At 42.0% G+C, this 18,732-nt stretch carries 14 protein-coding genes and 2 pseudogenes; 12 read left to right on the forward strand and 4 right to left on the reverse strand.

Going from position 1 to position 18,732, the window contains the following annotated elements; all coding sequences use genetic code 11:
• Positions 1 to 151: 151 nt before the first annotated feature.
• Both JCM16418_RS15870 and JCM16418_RS15875 read left to right on the forward strand, forming a co-directional pair.
• A complete protein-coding gene (locus JCM16418_RS15870) occupies positions 152 to 703 on the forward strand; it encodes a GNAT family N-acetyltransferase (RefSeq protein ID WP_036650803.1) in 552 nt (183 codons plus the stop codon).
• Between the two features lie 767 nt (positions 704 to 1,470).
• Positions 1,471 to 1,749 (forward strand): hypothetical protein, encoded by a 279-nt coding sequence (locus JCM16418_RS15875; RefSeq protein WP_036650805.1) that lies wholly within the window; start codon positions 1,471 to 1,473, stop codon positions 1,747 to 1,749.
• A gap of 214 nt (positions 1,750 to 1,963) precedes the next feature.
• Here JCM16418_RS15875 and JCM16418_RS25995 read toward each other — a convergent pair whose 3' ends face one another.
• From JCM16418_RS25995 to JCM16418_RS15890, 3 genes and pseudogenes are all read right to left on the reverse strand, one after another.
• Entirely contained in the window at positions 1,964 to 2,671 is a 708-nt protein-coding gene (locus tag JCM16418_RS25995; RefSeq protein ID WP_256203064.1) for an IucA/IucC family C-terminal-domain containing protein, read from the reverse strand.
• Positions 2,660 to 3,621 (reverse strand): annotated as a pseudogene (locus tag JCM16418_RS26000) (IucA/IucC family protein); the annotation flags it as partial. The gene JCM16418_RS25995 and the pseudogene JCM16418_RS26000, both read right to left, overlap by 12 nt.
• 243 nt (positions 3,622 to 3,864) lie before the next feature.
• Entirely contained in the window at positions 3,865 to 5,064 is a 1,200-nt protein-coding gene (locus JCM16418_RS15890; RefSeq protein ID WP_036650811.1) for an MFS transporter, read from the reverse strand.
• A gap of 232 nt (positions 5,065 to 5,296) precedes the next feature.
• On the opposite strand from JCM16418_RS15890, the gene sbnA reads away from it, so the two are divergent.
• The 10 genes and pseudogenes from sbnA to JCM16418_RS15935 all read left to right on the forward strand — a co-directional run bounded on the left by sbnA (position 5,297) and on the right by JCM16418_RS15935 (position 17,294).
• Positions 5,297 to 6,304: a 2,3-diaminopropionate biosynthesis protein SbnA gene (gene sbnA / locus JCM16418_RS15895; protein WP_036650814.1), complete on the forward strand. Its 1,008-nt coding sequence runs from the start codon at positions 5,297 to 5,299 to the stop codon at positions 6,302 to 6,304.
• 24 nt (positions 6,305 to 6,328) lie between these two features.
• Positions 6,329 to 7,347: pseudogene (gene sbnB / locus JCM16418_RS15900) on the forward strand (2,3-diaminopropionate biosynthesis protein SbnB).
• On the forward strand, positions 7,338 to 8,564 hold the full coding sequence (locus JCM16418_RS15905) for a type III PLP-dependent enzyme (RefSeq protein ID WP_036650816.1): 1,227 nt from the start codon (positions 7,338 to 7,340) through the stop codon (positions 8,562 to 8,564). The pseudogene sbnB and the gene JCM16418_RS15905 overlap by 10 nt, the downstream one beginning before the upstream one ends.
• A gap of 38 nt (positions 8,565 to 8,602) precedes the next feature.
• Positions 8,603 to 9,847: an IucA/IucC family protein gene (locus JCM16418_RS15910; protein ID WP_052020390.1), complete on the forward strand. Its 1,245-nt coding sequence runs from the start codon at positions 8,603 to 8,605 to the stop codon at positions 9,845 to 9,847.
• A 5-nt stretch (positions 9,848 to 9,852) separates the two neighbouring features.
• The gene (locus tag JCM16418_RS23865; protein WP_052020392.1) at positions 9,853 to 10,407 is read left to right on the forward strand and encodes an IucA/IucC family C-terminal-domain containing protein; all 555 of its coding nucleotides are present in this window, start codon (positions 9,853 to 9,855) and stop codon (positions 10,405 to 10,407) included.
• A gap of 20 nt (positions 10,408 to 10,427) precedes the next feature.
• A complete protein-coding gene (locus JCM16418_RS15915; RefSeq protein ID WP_052020395.1) occupies positions 10,428 to 12,362 on the forward strand; it encodes an IucA/IucC family protein in 1,935 nt (644 codons plus the stop codon).
• Positions 12,363 to 12,470: 108 nt separating this feature from the next.
• On the forward strand, positions 12,471 to 13,466 hold the full coding sequence (locus JCM16418_RS15920; RefSeq protein ID WP_052020397.1) for an ABC transporter substrate-binding protein: 996 nt from the start codon (positions 12,471 to 12,473) through the stop codon (positions 13,464 to 13,466).
• A gap of 171 nt (positions 13,467 to 13,637) precedes the next feature.
• Entirely contained in the window at positions 13,638 to 14,636 is a 999-nt protein-coding gene (locus JCM16418_RS15925; RefSeq protein WP_036650817.1) for a FecCD family ABC transporter permease, read from the forward strand.
• On the forward strand, positions 14,633 to 15,640 hold the full coding sequence (locus tag JCM16418_RS15930) for a FecCD family ABC transporter permease (RefSeq protein ID WP_036650819.1): 1,008 nt from the start codon (positions 14,633 to 14,635) through the stop codon (positions 15,638 to 15,640). The genes JCM16418_RS15925 and JCM16418_RS15930 overlap by 4 nt, the downstream gene beginning before the upstream one ends.
• Positions 15,641 to 15,683: 43 nt before the next feature.
• A complete protein-coding gene (locus JCM16418_RS15935) occupies positions 15,684 to 17,294 on the forward strand; it encodes an AraC family transcriptional regulator (RefSeq protein WP_036650821.1) in 1,611 nt (536 codons plus the stop codon).
• Between the two features lie 170 nt (positions 17,295 to 17,464).
• Here JCM16418_RS15935 and JCM16418_RS15940 read toward each other — a convergent pair whose 3' ends face one another.
• Positions 17,465 to 18,694 carry a cytochrome P450 gene (locus JCM16418_RS15940; protein ID WP_036650823.1) on the reverse strand — a complete coding sequence of 410 codons (1,230 nt, stop codon included), beginning with the start codon at positions 18,692 to 18,694 and terminating at the stop codon, positions 17,465 to 17,467.
• Between the last annotated feature and the right edge of the window lie 38 nt (positions 18,695 to 18,732).

Genomic DNA, 18,732 nt, shown 5'->3' on the forward strand with positions numbered 1-18,732 from the left:
GTACATAAACGCTGTAAAGTCCGCATATATTGCGGGCTTTTTGTTTTAATAGGTATCCATAATTACTCAAGTATTATATAATGCCGATAACCTTTTTTTAATAAATAAGTAAGATCGTTACTACTCTATTAACTTCAACGGAGGTAAAGCTATGTACAATCATGAAAAAAGAACTATAACTACCGCAAGATTAATACTAAGACCTTTCAATTTATCCGATGCACAACAGGTCTCTGAACACTGCAATAATTACAATGTATACAAAAGTACATTGACTCTACCTTATCCATATCCCATCGATGCTGCAATATCTTGGATTCAAACACATGAAGATAATTTCAATGACAATACATCATATGAGTTTGCTATTACCGATAAACTTACTCAAGAGCTTTATGGAGCTATAGGACTGTCAAATAACCAAAAACACCGAAATGGTGAACTAGGATATTGGATAGGTGAGGAATATTGGGGGAAAGGATATGCAACTGAAGCAACACAAGCGCTTATTAAGTTTGCTTTTTCTATCATGGATTACCACAAAGTATACGCCAGATATTTTGCTTCAAATCTCGGATCGGGAAGGGTTATGCAAAAATCCGGGATGGTACAAGAAGGTGTATTAACAAAGCATATCTATAAGGAAAATCAATTTGTAGACCTAATTCATTATGGAATATTAAGCAATAACTATTCGGGGTGATAGACTACATTTTTGATAAGAAATGACTGGCTGAAGATTTTACTTGCACTATAATCAAGGTTTGCTGTTCAGCTTATAAAGTAGGTTTTTATCCAGACCCGGCAATTGCTAGGCCAAGCGGACACACCTGATATCTACAGTAGTAACGAGAGGTTTTGCTGAATTTTTTTGGATTGTATAACTTCTCTAGACATCGGACAACCGCTTATTTCGATTGGTTTCACTGTAAAAAGAAATAGATCGAGCATTAGAAAATTTGAATAGATATTTATAGCCCCCCTCATCCTCCGGATGGGGGTATTTGTATATTCCTTATTAGAATCAAAATAAATCAGATCCAGTGTCATATTACCGTCAACAAATGTCGAAGATTATGAAGATATAGACTGACTTCTATCCTTAATTCATATAAGAAAATAAAATATGTGCAACCAAAACACTTCTTTTCCTACTTTATAAGTGAAGGCCATAATCAAACTGAACGGAAGTGATGGAGTGGAAGATCAAGAAATCATATTATTCCCGAATTAAAAGTCGTATCTATGGGAGAGGAATATTATCAATTACCTAAATCTTTTTTTAAACAGAATGGCGATTTATTTGCTGGACTTAAAGAAGAAGCACTACCGTTTTTCTGAGTGAATGATTTCAGAGACTACATTAGAAGATTTATTTGGCTAACTCTATTCCATGCATATTTTTTTGGTTAGTTTACAAAACTAAAATGTAATCAAAAGTACTTAATCAACAGGAAAGGAGTTGCTTACTTGGCTAAACACTCAGATACAAGTTGGAAACTAGAGCATCCAAGCACTTTGTTAAGAAATTCTGTCCAAAAGGCAAATCATGCGGTAAAGCAAGTATTGTCACATCCGGAGGAGCAAGTCATAGAGCAAGCTTACAATGCATTATCTCATGCAGAAAATGCACTTGTTAATGCAGAGCAGCTCCATGAGAATATGGATACTGTGCAGCAAGATCGAGAGCAGTTAGAGCTGATGAAGCAACAATTACACAATGCTCAAGAGATTGTGAAAGATCGATAATAGTGGTCCATAAGAACGGCAAATACCTTTTTAAAGCTGAATAGTCTATCCCTGTTATGTCACGACAAACCGTGCTGAGTTCAGTCAGCACGGTTTACTTTTTAGACGGATATTCTGGGTGATATTCTATCTAAAAGCGGCAAAGTGAATTATAAAGAGAACATTTGAACATTGAACAGGATGGAAGTTCAAAGTATTGTCGCCAGTTGTGAGCTTAACAATAAAAAATGGGATTAGGGATTTCCACGTAAAGCGGCGTTTCGCCACACTGATGAAAACGGCTAAGCAAATTAGCTTTGGCTGGAAGGCTTTCTGCTGTCAGCAGGTCTCGAATCACTTCTTCCATGTGTGAAGACTTCACCGATATTTGCCCAAGCTCTTCTAACGTATTTCTCACCACTCTCCAATAAAGCTGCTCTTGTTGACCTGTATAGAAGGCGAGTCGCTGTATCAGATGACTAAGGTGATTCACAAAAAAATAGTATTTTAATCGATAGCGTGCTTCCTCTTCGGTATACAACACAGGGCTATCTTCTTCAAGAATCGTTCCGACCCATCCTTGCTTCCTCGCAAAAGACCGATTAACACTGATACCCTCCAGATCCCTAATTACAAAAGCTGAAGGCATTCCATTCTCAAGACTTAACATTGAATTCTGGACATGCGCTTCCAAACTAATGCCACTGTCGACATACAATTGCAAAATAGGAGTCATGGATAGATCTAGATATTGACGAAGCCATACATACCAATCTGGTTGTATCCATGATTCTTCAGCGCCGTTGGTCGAAAGAGAACTTTCATGCACAGCTCGAAACAATAGTGGTAACGATTCTCCTGGAAGAACTTCTAGGAGAGAGGCTACAACAAAAGGAGGACTCTTCGTTGAATGACATGATTCAGTGGCTTCACGTAAGATCATGGAGAATCCAGCAGTCAACGCACCTTGTATGGATTTGTTTGCTTCGGGCAGCTTCAGCGTCCGATATCCTTTTTCTAGCAAAATTTGAAGTGAATTTATAGTTTGGCGGCTTTGAACAGTCTGTACAATCCTTGAAGCATCCAGTGTGCGTAGCAGTTGCTCCTCACTGTTCTCACGAATAAAGTTCGTTATACGAATGTGGAGGGATAGCTTGTAGAAACAGCACTCCTTCGGATTCCAGACCGTTCGAACTGACGAGGTAGGATATACCAAAGGACCCGTAGAACCAAGGTCAAATAATAATTTCTGGTGCAACAAATCCTTAACAGGATCAAGTGTTTTCAAATAAGCCGCTTGCCAAGGATGGCATGGAAGTATTATGTAATCACTAAATTCAGCTTGGAGTGTAGAACGGGCTGCTTCGATCATTTCTTCGGGAACCCAGGATGCTTTAATACCCTCATCATCCGGATCGAGCCAATCTTCATAGACATATTGTGGCGCTACGGCAAAGCAGCTGAGAGGGAAGCTACGCCAAATTCCGGGGAATAGGCTGATGAATCGGAAACACTGAACCCAACAAGACTTTTGGGAGTTGGATGAAAAGGGTGACCACAGAGCAGCACTTGTTCCAAGTATATAAAATCCAAAACTGCAGGAGGTTTAGCATTCAGTGCATACTCAAGATACGAGGTCAAATGCTGTAGACTGTTGTAAACCATCTGTTCAAATTCAATTCTTTTCAAGGCTCTAATCTCAGCGTTGGGTTCAAGGAATGAAATCTCCTCAAGCAACATCGTCGTAATTTGTTCAAAAGATAGTGTTCTCCATTGCTCTGGCTGCCCTAGTACAATTTCTGATGTGTATAGTGTATCTCCATAAACATGATGGCCAGCAGACGAACGATGAAGCAAGCTTCCGTATATTGTTTGACTCGTACGTGGCAGCATAATAGCAACTGAAATATCAGCCGAGTGGCGTGTTGAACAAAAGGGTCGTGCTGTCCCGTCTCTCGAAGATATGCGTTTAACATTCGGCTTAACATCTCATGTCGGCCAAGCACTACCGCAGAGGGAGTGGAAGGTATTTCCATGTTCCGTTCCGATCGGTCAATAATGATATTGTCTTGGGTCATCTATATCTTCCTTTCATATTCAATTTATTGAAGTGGCAGTTGTACGGGAGATTGTGATTCAAAAACGGTTGGACGGCGTACCAACAAAGAAGCGGCAACCATCACTGCACCCATGACTAGAAATACGGCCGGTATTCCAAACTCCGCCAACCCATACCCCTATAGACGGACCCGTAATCTGCCCTGCCATTAATATGCTGTTTGTCGCTCCTATTCGAACACCCCTATCCTGATCTGTCGAGGATTTCAGTACGTTTAGCATAACCGTCTGCAATAGAGCACTGTAGAAGAACCCTTGAAGAAAACGTATGATCATCAAACCTAACACACCAATAGGTAGCGTATGCGCAAGTAGACATAACCCACATAACATGCCAGCCAAGCGTAGATTGCGCACAGGAGAATAACGATCGTTTCTCTTGCCCCACCAGGATGATCCTACGAGCTCCCCTACGGATGACATTGCGAGTAGTACACCCACCGTAAGTGCTGCTACCTTCGATGAAGGAATTAATTCCCGGATATAGGGGGTGAACATCGTAAATGTAGAAAAATCAACAAGTTTGAAAAGAACACCTGCAATAATTAATCGTCGGGCAAGGGGGTGCGAAACAAGTGAAACGAAGGCATGAATAATTCCAGTGTTATGATTGTCGGTTATAGCTGGTTGTCTATATGAATTCTTTGCTCCTGTCAGTACAAAAGCAGCAAGCATCGCAAAACTCATGGTCAACGAAGCTGTGATGAATAATAAGGAGCTACTTCCCCATGTATTCACACATATACTCCCAAGCAGGGGACCTACCAGCAGCCCAGCGGCTGAAGCTCGCTCGAGCTGTCCCAAAGCAGCTCCTTGTTGTTTATTGGGTGCATGTGTTCCGATAAATGCACTACTTGCATCGGAAATACCTCCGAAGGCACCCTGACATAGACGAAACAGAACAAATTCAAATGGTGTCTGTGCCAATCCCATGAAAAGCATGCTGATGGCTAACCCAATCAAGGATCGTACGACCATCCACTTTCTGCTCCATCGATCACCAATTTTTCCCCATAGAGGAGTGAAAAGGGCATAGGACAAGGCAGGTGCAGACATGGATAGGCCTGTCCACATGAGGACTTCTTTTGTCGTCCCAGCGTTGAGATGCTCCATGTAGTATGGGATAAAAGGGCTGATTCCTGTCAGCCCAGCACTGGATAGAAAACGAGCACCCCAGAGTATGCGGACACTTTGTTTCCATTCCGTTGGAGGCATCATACTGTCACTTCACCTACCTTAAATTTGGAAATACTAACCAATTGCAGTTCAGATTATCAAGAATGATTCTCATTGTCAATCATAATTTATTTTACAAAAAATTACTAAAAAAGGTGTTGACAGGGAAAAGAAGGAGTTTCATAATAGGCCCTGTGTCCATTCATGAAAATGATAATCATTATCAATTAAGTGAATTGTGATACCAATAACTTTGGAAAGATGGTGAAAACTCATGGAACGAAGTGGCCTGCAATTTAAAGATCAATCGCTAAAAATTGCGGACTCTATTATCGATTGTATCGGTCAGACACCATTGGTACGTTTGAATTCTCTGTTCGAATCTTCGGGAGCTTCCGTCTATGCCAAGCTGGAGATGATGAACCCAGGGGGCAGCATGAAAGATCGGCCTGCGCGTTATATTATCGAGCAGTGTCTGCGAGACGGAACGATCAACATACATACCCATCTCATTGAAAGCACGTCCGGAAATTTGGGGATTGGTCTTGCACTTACTGCAAAAAAATACGGTCTAAAGTTCACATGTGTTGTTGATCCGAAAATTACAACGACGAATTTGAGAATGATTACCTGTCTTGGGGCAAATGTTGATATGGTAACTGAACCGGACGAATACGGCAGTTATTTGCAATCCCGCATTCGCAGAGTCAAAGAGTTGGTAAGCATGGATGCTGCCGCATACTGGATTAATCAATATGCAAACCCACTAAACTGGCAAGCACATTATCATGGAGCAGGGGAAGAAATTGTTCAGCAGATGGAGGGACAGATAGATGTGCTTGTATGTGCGGTGAGCACCACAGGTAGCATTCTGGGCATATCCCGAAGAGTGAAAGAGGCAAATCCACATGCACGTATCGTAGCTGTTGATGCCGTGGGGTCTATTATTTTCGGAACACCATCCTCCCAAAGAGAGCTGCCAGGCATTGGAGCAAACCGGGTACCGGAATTATTTAGTCCAAACGAAATTGATCAGGTCATTCATGTCGATGATCGCGAATCTGTACTTGGATGTCAAAAATTGCTGGAACGAGAAGGGATTTTTGCTGGCGGATCATCTGGCTCACTAGTTGCTGCATTAGAGAAACTTGTTCCTACTTTGCCTCCTTCAGCTAAGGTGGTTACTGTTTTTGCTGATCGAGGAGAACGTTATCTCGATAGTGTATATGATGAGCGTTGGGTTAATCAATTACCACCAACTCAAACGAAATCCACAATATAATCTATTTCAGAGGAGTGAATAGTGATGAGTACAATTCAGGAAAACAGTATTTTGTATTTGAGTAAACAGGATGTTATAGATCTAGGTGGGCTTAGTTCTGAACCTTATGTCAAGGCTGTAACCCGTGCGTTGATGCTCCACGCCAAGCACGATATTGTGCAACCGTTAAAGCCTTATCTACGGATAAACGAAGAAAACGGACATATTGCCGATCGCATTATTGCCATGCCTGCTTATGTGGGCGGTGATGTATCTATCAGTGGCTTGAAGTGGATCGGCAGCAAGCACGATAATCCAGCAAAGCGTAATAAGGAGCGTGCGAGTGCATTAATCATTCTGAATGACCCAGAGAGCAATTATCCATTAGCTGTCATGGAAGGTAGCTTAATTAGCGGCATGCGTACAGCTGCGGTAACCGCCATCGGAGCAAAATACTTGGCCAAAGAATCATTTCGATCTGTCAGCATCATTGGCTGCGGAGTCATTGCAAAAATGCAAATTACTTCACTGTTGGAGCAATTTGATTCCATTCAAACGATTCAACTGTTTGATCTGAATATAGAAACAGCTCAACAGCTCGCTGCTCAAATTAGTGAACGTTTTAGTAAAGTAGAAGTACGGGTAGAAGACTCTTCTGAACAGGCAGTTCGAAAAGCCGAAGTATTAGTAACAGCAACGGTAGCCTCATCCCCGCATATACCATTCGAATGGATTTCAAAGGAACGTTTGTTAGTAACATATCAATTATGGACCTGCATAAGGACGTATTCACTCAAGCAGACAAAGTAATCGTGGACGACTGGGACCAATCCAACCGTGAGAAAAAGATTATCAATCAGCTAGTGCTCGAAGGACAATTTTCGCGTGAACAGCTTCATGCGGAACTGGGAGAAATATTGATCGGCAGCAAGCCTGGGCGTGAACATGAGGATGAAATTATTGTTTTGAATCCAATGGGGATGGCTATCGAGGATATATCAAGCGCAGCTGAGATGTACTCCAGAGCCGTAGAACAAGGAAAAGGAACACGCCTATGTCTTTAGAATCTAGCACTAGCTATACATTGGAGGTAGCAAGAGTTCGGGAATACATTCAGGAAATGAAAGAGCTGCAGAATGAACCCATATGCGCTTACATCCGTGACTTGCGTGCCCTAGTGGCGCATGTTCGTCAGCGCGTACAATCCATGCCGGGTTCCAGTAAATTGTTCTATGCAATTAAAGCCAACTCGGAGGAGCACGTACTTCAGGCTCTAGCTCCCATTGTTCATGGCTTTGAAGTAGCTTCTTTAGGCGAGATTGTGAAAGTGAGAAAAATTTCTGCGGACATTCCCATTTTATTTGGTGGACCTGGCAAGACAGAGGCTGAACTACTTGGCGCAATAGAATATGGAGTACAGCTCATTCATGTAGAAAGCTTGCATGAACTAAATAAACTTAACGATATTGCGGAACAAAAAGGTGTCTGCGTGTCCGTTCTACTGCGAGTAAATCTAAGTGGACCATTTCCTCAGGCAACGCTAGCCATGGGTGGTCGACCGACCCAATTTGGAATCGACGAGTCATTGGTTCCGCAGGTAATGGAGCATCTCAAAGATTACCCACATGTTCAGGTTGAAGGGTTTCATTTTCACTCACTCTCAAACAATCTCAATGCCATTTCGCACGTTAAACTTCTAAAGTATTATTGCAAAATTGCAAACCAATGGTCAACAGAGTTTGGCCTTACTTTGCGGTATTTAAATGTCGGCGGTGGAATAGGTGTCAATTACTCCAATTTGGAAGAACAGTTTGACTGGTCCATATTTGTAAATGGGCTAGCAACCTTGTTGACAAGTGAACTAAAATCATCAACCACAGTATTATTTGAATGCGGTCGTTATCTAACAGCTTCAAGTGGTTACTATGCAACCGAAGTGCTAGACATCAAAACAAATCACGGTAAGACCTTTGTCATCGTGCGAGGCGGTACGCATCATTTTCGGCTGCCTGTTTCCTGGCAACACAGTCATCCGTTCGAAGTAGTTGAGGTGGAAGCTTGGCCACATTCCTATGACCGCCCTCAGGTAATGGAAAAGACAATTACTGTGGCCGGTCAATTATGTACTCCTAAAGATATCTTGGCAAGTGATGTTGCTGCATCAAGAGTTCGGGTCGGAGACATTTTACTTTTTCAATATGCGGGTGCGTATGGATGGGCGATCTCTCATCATGAGTTTTTAAGTCACCCACATCCTAAACATATTTATTTGGATCAATAATTTACGAAATTGTTCCGCTGCATTCAAGGAGGTGTGATATGAACCAGCTAATAACAACATTGGTAAGGTCGGAAGAGTGGGTCCAGGTGCGCCGACGCATTTTTCGGCAATTGATTGAGTCGTTATTATATGAGCAAATCATAAGTGAACCAGTCATTCGGCTTCATGCTACATCAGAATATGTATTGCATGGTGAGAGTCATATAGGAGAGAAGGTGAAGTATACCTTTTATGCTGTACGCAAAGAAAGTTTTCATCGCATCCAATTAACTGATGCGCCAATAATGCGGATAACATCGTTAGAACGCACTGAAGCGGATTCCATTCCGCAATTTTTGCAGGAAATTTCTTCTCATTTTCAGGTATCTGAAGCCCAGCTTGGCCAGTTCATCGACGAGCTTCAACAAACCCATCTGAAAGATACGTTGTCGAAAAGGTGGGACCATACCCATTGGAAACCGCTGTTGTCCGAGTATGATGAGTGGGAATCTGCAATGACGGAAGGTCATCCCTATCATCCATGTTATAAATCTAGAATTGGATTTACCTTGCCTGATAATACATTGTATGGTCCCGAGTTTAAACCTGAATTTAGGCTAGAATGGATTGCGATACAAAGGGATGCAACGATAGTTTCCCTGTCGGACTCATTGATCACATATACGCAATTCATTCAAAGTGAGCTGGAACAAGAATGGGATATGCTCATGTCCACTTTACAAGATAATTCTTTGGATGAGGATACATATATATTACTTCCAGTACATCCCTGGCAGTGGGAGCGAATCGCAGAGACGTGTGCAGATCAGCTCCGAACTGGCGAAATGGTGTACCTAGGACAAGCGGGCGATACATACCGCCCTCAGCAATCCATACGAACAATGACGAATGTGACTAGCCGAGACAAGCCCTATGTTAAGCTGCCGCTGAATATCGTGAATACGTCATCAGGACGAATTCTGGCTCAACATACCATTATGAATTCGGCACGTATATCGGATTGGCTTGGTCGTGTGGTAGCCACAGATACGTTCTTACAAAAAGAAATTCAATTGATTGTTCTCAAGGAAATCGCAGGGGTATCTTACAATCATCAGAAGCTTCCGAGTCTCTTTGAGCAAAAAATATATGGTTCACTTGGGGCAATCTGGCGTGAAAGTCTTCATCCTTACTTAAATGACGGAGAGAATGCATTACCCTTCAACGCCCTGTGCCATCTTGATCTGCAAAATTCTCCAATTATTGATCCATGGGTTCGCGAATATGGCCTTGAGCTTGGATAAAAAATTTGCTTAGCGTTGCAATTGTACCGTTAATTCATCTCCTATATGCACATGGGACAGCACTGGAATCCCATGCGCAAAATATGATTATTGTGCTGAACAAAGGTTTGCCCGTTCGTGTGGCACTGAAAGACTTCCACGATGGGATTCGGTATTCTCCATCGATATGTCATCCGTTTGGATATCCGAACATTGAATATCCGCCCGCTAATCATCAGCGAATAAATCGCAATTCTTTTGTGGAGAAGGAGGACCTCACTGAAGTTAAGGATTTTTTGCTAGATGCTCTGCTTTTTATTAATTTAACCGAACTGGCATTTGTCATGGAAAAATATTATGGGCTTAGTGAGAAACAATGGTGGAGTATGGTCGTTGAAGTCATTGTGAATTATCAGGAGAGGTTTCCTGAACTAAAGGAGCGATATGAACTGTTTGACGTATTTGCTCCAGAGATCGTAGTGGAACAATTGACTCGACGGCGTATTTACGAGGAATCAGGAGACTGTGTCCATAAAGTACCTAATCCGTTGTATGCATTTAGGCCGGTTTCGCAGAATTAATTTGGAAAGGTGTGAACCGTATGAGCACAGATCGTACGAAAATACGACCGAATCTGGATTTAGACCTAACAGACAGGATCTATACCACAGCTCTGTCATCACCGCACTACGTGGAGACGCGCAGACGTATATTCCGTCAGTTAGTGGAATCTTTACTATATGAAAACATCGTTCCCTTTACACTCCGGAAGCAGCTTGGATATAACATCTGGGAAATAGAGGGCAGAGGTATGGACGGGGAGCACATCACCTATACATGTAAGGGAACAAAGCATCTAACCTTTGGTCGTATTCGTATTGGCGCTGATCTACTTATTAGAAAAATTGGAGGGAAAGTCGATAATACAGGCACATATACCCCTGTTGTGGAGGCAGAAGCTGTATCCATCGCTCTTTTCCTATTGGAAATAAGGGGAGCTATTGGAGCTGAAGAAACGAAGCTGGTGCATTTTATCAAGGAGCTTGAACAAACCTTGATCAATGACACCCTAGCAAGATATGTACGGGCTGAGAGCCAATCCTCAAAAGTTGACCTTCACGCTGAGGATTGGGAGAGCATAATTATCGAAGGTCATCCGTACCATCCGAGTTATAAATCGAGAATGGGCTTCGATATTCAGGATCAACTTGAATTTGGGCCGGAATTTGCTCAGCAGATCAGACCATTATGGGTGGGTATTCATAAGTCAAAGGCACGCATAAGCCATTCCATAAATGGACATTCACCGGATTTGAGCGAATGGCTTCATGAGCAGCTTGGTAATCAGATAATGTCGCGCTTCTCTGAGGTTTTGCGAGATAACGGGGTGGATCCGGCTGCCTTTGTTGTCCTTCCTGTTCATCCATGGCAATGGCGGACCACAATAAGTTCCGTTCTTGCCAGTGATATTCAAAATGGAAATATTGTCATGTTAGGCATAGGCGATGATTCTTTTACTGCTCAGCAGTCTATACGCACTCTCGCCAATTGCTCACGCCCCGATTTACCTTATCTGAAATTATCACTTAGTATTATCAATACGTCGACAGGTAGAGTTCTTGCACCACATACAGTGGAGAATGCTCCACTCATTACGGATTGGATGCAAGGAATTTTAAAGAAAGATCTTTATCTTAAGGACGAACTACGTATCATTCTACTGGGTGAGGTCGCTGGTGTAGCTTATGATAACAGTCATATCCCAGAAGCGTTACGACCTTTCTCTTATGGTGTACTGTCATGTATCTGGCGGGAAAGCTTGCATTCATATCTGCAACCTAATGAAGCAGCCATTCCCTTTAATGCATTGGCAACTGTAGACAAGCACAATCGGCCAATCATTGATCCCTGGATACAACAATATGGGGCACAAAATTGGTTGAAAGATATCTTGAATATTACAGTACGCCCCCTAATTCATTGGTTGTTTGCTCATGGCATTGCGCTGGAATCCCATGCACAGAATATGGTGCTTATTCATCAAGAAGGGCAGCCTACTAGGATTGCACTTAAGGATTTTCACGATGGCATTCGTTTTATACGGGAAAATCTTACAAATCCGGATGCTTGTCCAATCCTTATCGAAGCACCCGAACATCATCGCCTCGTGAATCGCAATTCATTTCTGGAAACACATGAACCCGCAGAAGTGAGAGATTTTATGCATGATGCTTTTTTCTTTATTAATCTTGGAGAGCTGGCATTGTTCATGCATTCATATTTTGAAATTACGGAGCAGCACTTTTGGGGACAGGTTCATGAAATCATAATGAACTATCAATTGCAATTTCCAGAATATAACGAACGCTACAAGATGTATTCTCTGTTTGCCCCAGAGATTGGAGTAGAGCAATTGACAAAGCGACGTTTGTTCCCAGACAATACATTGCATATTCATCAGGTTCCTAATCCATTAGCATCAAATTATATGGATAAATATGGATTATTTAAAAATGAATTAATAAATAATATATGAGATCAAATAAATAATGCATGGACAGAAATTGGAAATATGGGATATTGTAATTAATAATGATAATCATTATTAATTAGGTTATTAAACAAATCTGGGGGTTGAGTTTTAATGCACGTAAAAAGAATGAAAAGCCAGCGTATATCCTGGTCATATGTTGTTGTGCTTGCCATTATCATGATGTCACTGGCTGGTTGTGGAAATTCGGGATTGGCTGTAGATAGCAAAATAGACGAGGGAACCGCAACTAAGGATAACAAGCAGGAGACACCTGTATCTACAGGTGATACACGTACCATACAAGATGCTTATGGCGATGTTCAAGTTCCTATGAACCCGAGCCGAATTGTTGCCCTAGACATCGGGGCTTTAGATAATTTATTGGAAATGGGTATCACTCCTGTAGGCGCACCATCGATATTGACGGCAGGAGATCCTTATCCTCGCTATTTAAAAGGAACAGAGGGAATTGAGAATATTGGATCTGTCAATGAACCCAATTTGGAAAGAATTGATGCATTGAAGCCAGACTTAATTATTGGCAATAAGGATACTCATGATGCCATCCATGACCAGTTAAAGCAAATCGCACCTACCGTATATGTAGAGACACTCGGTGTAACTTGGAAGGAAAATCTCAAGCTTCATGCTGACGCTGTAAACAAACAGGAGGAAAGTTTAAAACTATTAGATGCATATCAACAGCGCATTAAAGAATTGAAATCTGCCTTGACAGGAAAAGAAATCAAGAGGATCTCATTGATTCGTCCACGAGAAGACAAAATTCAGATCTATCTGCAAGATACCTTTGCAGGTACCATTATGAAAGATGCTGGAATTGTTCGACCTGCTTCACAACAGGCAGCAGGCTTCTCCAAAGATATTACCGAGGAGCAGATTGTCGATATGGATGGTGATGTTATTCTCTGGTTTAACCGCGAACCCGATGCCTTCTCCAAATTAGAGAAGAGTCAGTTGTGGGCGACCTTAAAAGGAGTTCAGGATAAAGCCGTCCACCCCGTAGACTGGGAGTACTGGATGAGTGGACTTGGTATTCAAGCGGTCAATAAAGTTGTAGATGACTTAAACACATTTTTAATTAAATAGTCTTATGTGTCCATTCTAACCGAAAAATTGGATCGTCGTATGTGACGATCCAATTTTTCTGTACACTGACTTGGACAAACTCTAAGCTTTTTATAATAGAAAGAAAACAAATGACAGTATTAATTTTTCATTATACATAAGTGAGCAATAAATAGGCAGGAGGCAAAAAATATGAACACTACTACGGGGAAAATCATCGGTTTAACGATATTGGTGTTATTAACGCTTCTCGCATTCCTATCCAGCATCATGTTTGGTATAGTCAAGATTCCAGGACGATCTGTAATGGATGCTTTTTTTGCGTTTGACGGTTCACGAGAACAGTTAATTGTTCGTAGCGTTAGACTTCCGAGGGCGATCATTGCCCTAGCAGTTGGCAGTTCTCTTGCAGTATCTGGATGCTTAATGCAGGCGTTGAGTCGTAATGCTCTCGCAGGACCTGAACTGTTTGGCATTAATTATGGAGCGGCACTTACGGCAGTCCTTGCTTCTTTTTGGATCGGAACCACATCGTTACAGTTATACGCATGGTCAGCCCTAATTGGAGCTGCCGTTGCAGGCATTTTAGTATTTCTTCTTAGTTCTATAGGAAGGCAGCCGTTAACATCAATAAAGCTTGTCCTTGCGGGATCAACGTTGAACCTACTGTTCGCATCATTGACACAAGGTATTCTCATACTCAATGAACAATCGCTTGATACGATGCGCTTCTGGCTTGCGGGCTCCTTGACGGGGCGGGATCTGAATCTTTTTACCCAGGTCATGCCTTCCCTACTCATTGGTTTGATTTGTGCTTTGTTTTTAAGCAGACATCTGAACATTATTGGTCTAGGAGACGATGTTGCTCAGGGGTTGGGACAGCATATCCGAATGATTCGAATATTATGCATTATCGTCATTGTTCTATTATCTGGCAGTGCTGTAGCACTCGCGGGTCCAATCGGATTTATAGGTTTGGCCGTTCCACATATCGCAAGATTATTGATAGGCAGTAACTTTAACTGGATGGTTCCATATGCTGCAGTTTTAGGAGCACTGCTTCTGCTCACAGCTGATATCGGGGCAAGATTTGTGCTACCTGAACAGGAAGTACCGGTTGGTGTAATTACCGCCTTTTTCGGTGCTCCTTTCCTTATATATTTAGCTCAGAGGAGGGAGCGGACGAAATGAAATCTTATTTTGAAAATAGGAAAGTAATTGCGATCATTTTATTACTACTTTTATTGAATATAGGTACGGTTATTTTGAATGTAATGCTAGGAGATCGATCAATTCCTACAGGCGAAGTATTAAAGAGTCTAGTGGGTCGTGAGTCTAGGGAGTATGATTTCACTATACATCAACTGCGGTTACCGCGTGTGCTTACAGGTTTTCTTGCAGGGTGTGGTTTAGCGTTAGCAGGGACAACCCTACAGAGTATTACGAGAAATCCACTTGCGTCCCCAGGAGTCATTGGTTTAAATTCAGGTGCCGCTGCCGCTGTGGTTGCCATCATGGTGCTGGTTCCTTCTTTTCCAATGAAAAATATGCCTTGGATAGCTTTCGGTGGCGCCTTCTTGGCTGCATCGGTCATCTATCTATTATCTTTGCGAAAAGGAGAAATGGGTTCAACTATTCGCATGTTGCTAATTGGTGTTGGAATATCTGCCATGACAGGTGCACTTATTACTTATTTACTGACCGTGGGCAAAATATTTCGAGTCTCACAAGCCTCGATTTGGATGGCTGGTAGCTTGTACGGAAGAACTTGGGAACATTTTTGGCCATTATTACCTTGGGTCGTTATCCTGTTTCTTCTATTAATATCGCTGGCTAGAGTCTTGGATATGTTTAGATTAGATGTGGATTCTGCCACTGGATTGGGTCTTCGAGTGGAATCTATGAGGCTCTTATTCATTATGATTAGTGTAGGACTTGCCGGCTCTGCGGTGTCTATGGTGGGAACCATTGGATTTGTGGGATTGATGGCACCACATATGGCAATGCATATGGCGGGTCACAGAAGTTTGGCACGTTTGCCTACAGCTGCTTTGCTAGGAGGGCTAATCGTCATGCTTGCAGACCTCGCTGGACGTATATTGTTTGTCCCTTTTGAAGTTCCAGCAGGCTTAATTACGGCCATCATCGGTGCGCCTTATATGATTTATTTGCTGTTAAAGCGCAGATCTATATAATGAGGAAAAGAGTTCAGAATGGAAGAAAGGAGTGCATTATTTCATGCTCTCTCATCTAAGCAAGGCTGATTCTGTCTATCTATTGTCTTCTATACGTAAACGGAAGTTTCCAAAGACCTGCAAAGCAATTCAAGTGAAACTTCCTGCATACATAATATGTTTTATAACGGAAGGTGAAGGGGTTATAGTCATAGATGGTTCGCTGGAAAAGATTCGTCCTTTTCAGTTATACCTATTCGTTCCAGGCATGATTCTTGAATTCCCCGAAGAATCTATCATTTTTGAGTATTATGGGATTTGGTTTGAGCCAATCCTACTTATGAAGAGAAAAGGAAGATACGAAGCGATACCTTCTTTACCGTTGTCTGGTACCGTATCTCCAGGCAATATTCCGTTACATCATCCACATCAAATCCATCAACAGATCGTTCAAATATTTAATCTTAGTCAAAAGGAACATCGTCGTGGTTCAGGTGAATTGAGAATACAGTTTGAGGAACTAATTCATAACATGATGCACAATAAATCTGAACCACCAGCTGCAATACTCGACGAGCGAGTGGAGCAAAGCATCCTCTATATTGAGCAGCATTACTCAGACAAGGTAAACATTGAACAGCTTGCAGAAGCAGCAGGGGGCATACAACCGATAGCTTTTTCGCGCTTGTTTCGAAGTGAAACCGGTATATCTCCGGTCGAATACCTCAGCAATGTTCGTATGACACGAGCAAAACAGATGCTTAATATGAAGAACAGCAGGGTAAAAGAAGTAGCTGCAGCGGTCGGTTTTCGGAGCGAATTTTACTTTAGCCGCATGTTTCAGCGTAATGTTGGTGTATCTCCAACATTATATATGAAGAGAGGCAACTTAAAGGTTGCCATCGCATCCTCACTCCGTTTCGAGGATCATTTGAAATCGGTGGGCTTAGAGTCGGTTTGTGTCATAGACCTATTCCATTATCCCGGTCAGAGTAAAGAACAGTACGCAGAACTTCTGCACGGTCAGCTGTTAAAATTGAAGCAGTCTAATCCGGATGTAATCATTGCAGATCATTATCATATGGAATTCAAGGATGAATTCAAAAAAACGGCTACTCCGGTCTTTTTGGATTTTTCGATATGGGATTGGAAAGCTAACTTTTTAAAAATAGCCGAGCTTGTGAATCGGGAACATCAAGCATCAGAGATGCTGACACGTCTGGATATAGAAATTGAAAGCACAGGACAAACATTGCGCCGAATTCTAGGTAAGGACCGCATCACAATTATGCAAGTCAATCACCGAGCCATAGGAATTCAAGGTAGCGTAAACCACCCACTAAATGAATTAGTGTATGGGGAGCTTGCCTTAACTCCAGGTAAACAGGTGCCTACAGAAATGTGGCGAATGGAACTACAGCCCAAATCCATGCCTGTCTTGGAGACAGAGCATCTCTTCATTCATCAGCATCATATTCTAGCTGGAAGTGAACAGTTGTATGAGGAATTGACAAGAATGTTTGTATGGCCCATGATTCCAGCTGTAAGAGACAAGAAATTACGACGTATTCCCAATTGGTTTGTCATGAGCTGGACGCCCATTGGCAGGCAACAAATTATGAAAGAACTTATGGAAGCAATAAGTTTAAGTAACGATCACAACACTAGTTTTTAATGAAGTAAAAGTGACGAACAATGTTTTAAGTAATAAACAGGATGATGTAACATAGGATTCGTTAATACTTGGCCTCTTGACGCTGAATAAACAGAAAACATGAGAGCACCTAATTTATTAGGAAGCTCCCATGTTTTTGTATAAACTCATTCTATTAGCCGAAAACATTTCTATTTGTATACACGTACAGGAAGGGTGGATAGTGTTTGACCTGCTGCAGAAGGAGTCAAATTATCTTCAAGTTTAAAGCCAGGTACTGGTTCGATTTTAGAAAATGTATCCATAAAAAGCCCTATACCAAGGGTCGCCTCAAGCCGAGCAAGCGGAGCACCCAAGCAGAAATGAGGTCCGTTTCCAAACGTTAAATGCTGCTTATTATTAGGGCGATGGATATCAAGTGTAAAAGGATTATCAAATACCTCTTCATCCATATTCGCTGCACTCATCCACACTACAACGACATCGCCTTTCTTCAGGTCAACTCCGAGTAAGTTGTTGTCCTGCTTGACGGTACGATCCATTTTAGCAATATTAAACCGATAACGCAGCATTTCCTCAACGGTGTTAGGTAGAAGTGCTTGGTTTGCCTGAATCTCTGCATAAATTTGATCGTTATCATATAAGAAAGAATAGAACGTACTGGCTAATAAATGACTTGTTGTTTCAATGCCAGCACCTAGAATAAACATCGTTGCTCTAACGATCTCATCATCGGAGAGCTGTTCCCCATCAACCTCGGCTTTAATCAAGTCAGAAATAATGTCATCAGATGGACGTGCTCTTTTGTTTACAATATGAGGGTAGAGATAGTTATAGTATTCTTTAGCTGCACGTCGCTTGAGCGCTTGCACATCTTCAGTATTTTCTTTAGGGATTGGTAAGAATAGATCATTTACCCATTGCTGAAATAGGTTCCTATCCTGTGAAGGTACTCCCAGTAAATCGGAAATGACAATTGTAGGTAGGGCAGTGGCGAAATCCTTAACGACATCAATGACCTCAGCTTCTGAGATTTTAGCAATTAGTTCGTTTACCGTTTTCTGAATACGAGGCTCCCACAATTTTAAGCTGCGAGGCGTAAAGGCGGTCGCGAGAAGCGAGCGGCTCTTTCTGTGGTCTGGAGGATCTGTCATTAAATTAAACTTACCCATATGCTTTCCCTCATCGTTATCAGCCCCTACGCTGATCGTCGTACGCGTTCGCACGCTGGTGAAATGTTCATAGTCACTGAGTACTCGCTTTACATCGTTGTATCGGAATACGTTCCATGTGTCTGTTGCCTCATGATAACTTACAGGTTCATGCTGTAGTTTGTGCTTGTACCACTCATAAGGGTTAAATTCCTCGGTTGGCGATTGAAATTGAGTGATTTCATCTAGAGAGATAATTTCCTGATTCATTTCGTTCCTCCCAACTGTTAAATATCCTTAACTTAATT

Origin of the sequence: Paenibacillus pini JCM 16418 (assembly GCF_000576305.1) — a bacterium.
GTDB lineage: Bacteria > Bacillota > Bacilli > Paenibacillales > Paenibacillaceae > Paenibacillus_AQ > Paenibacillus_AQ pini.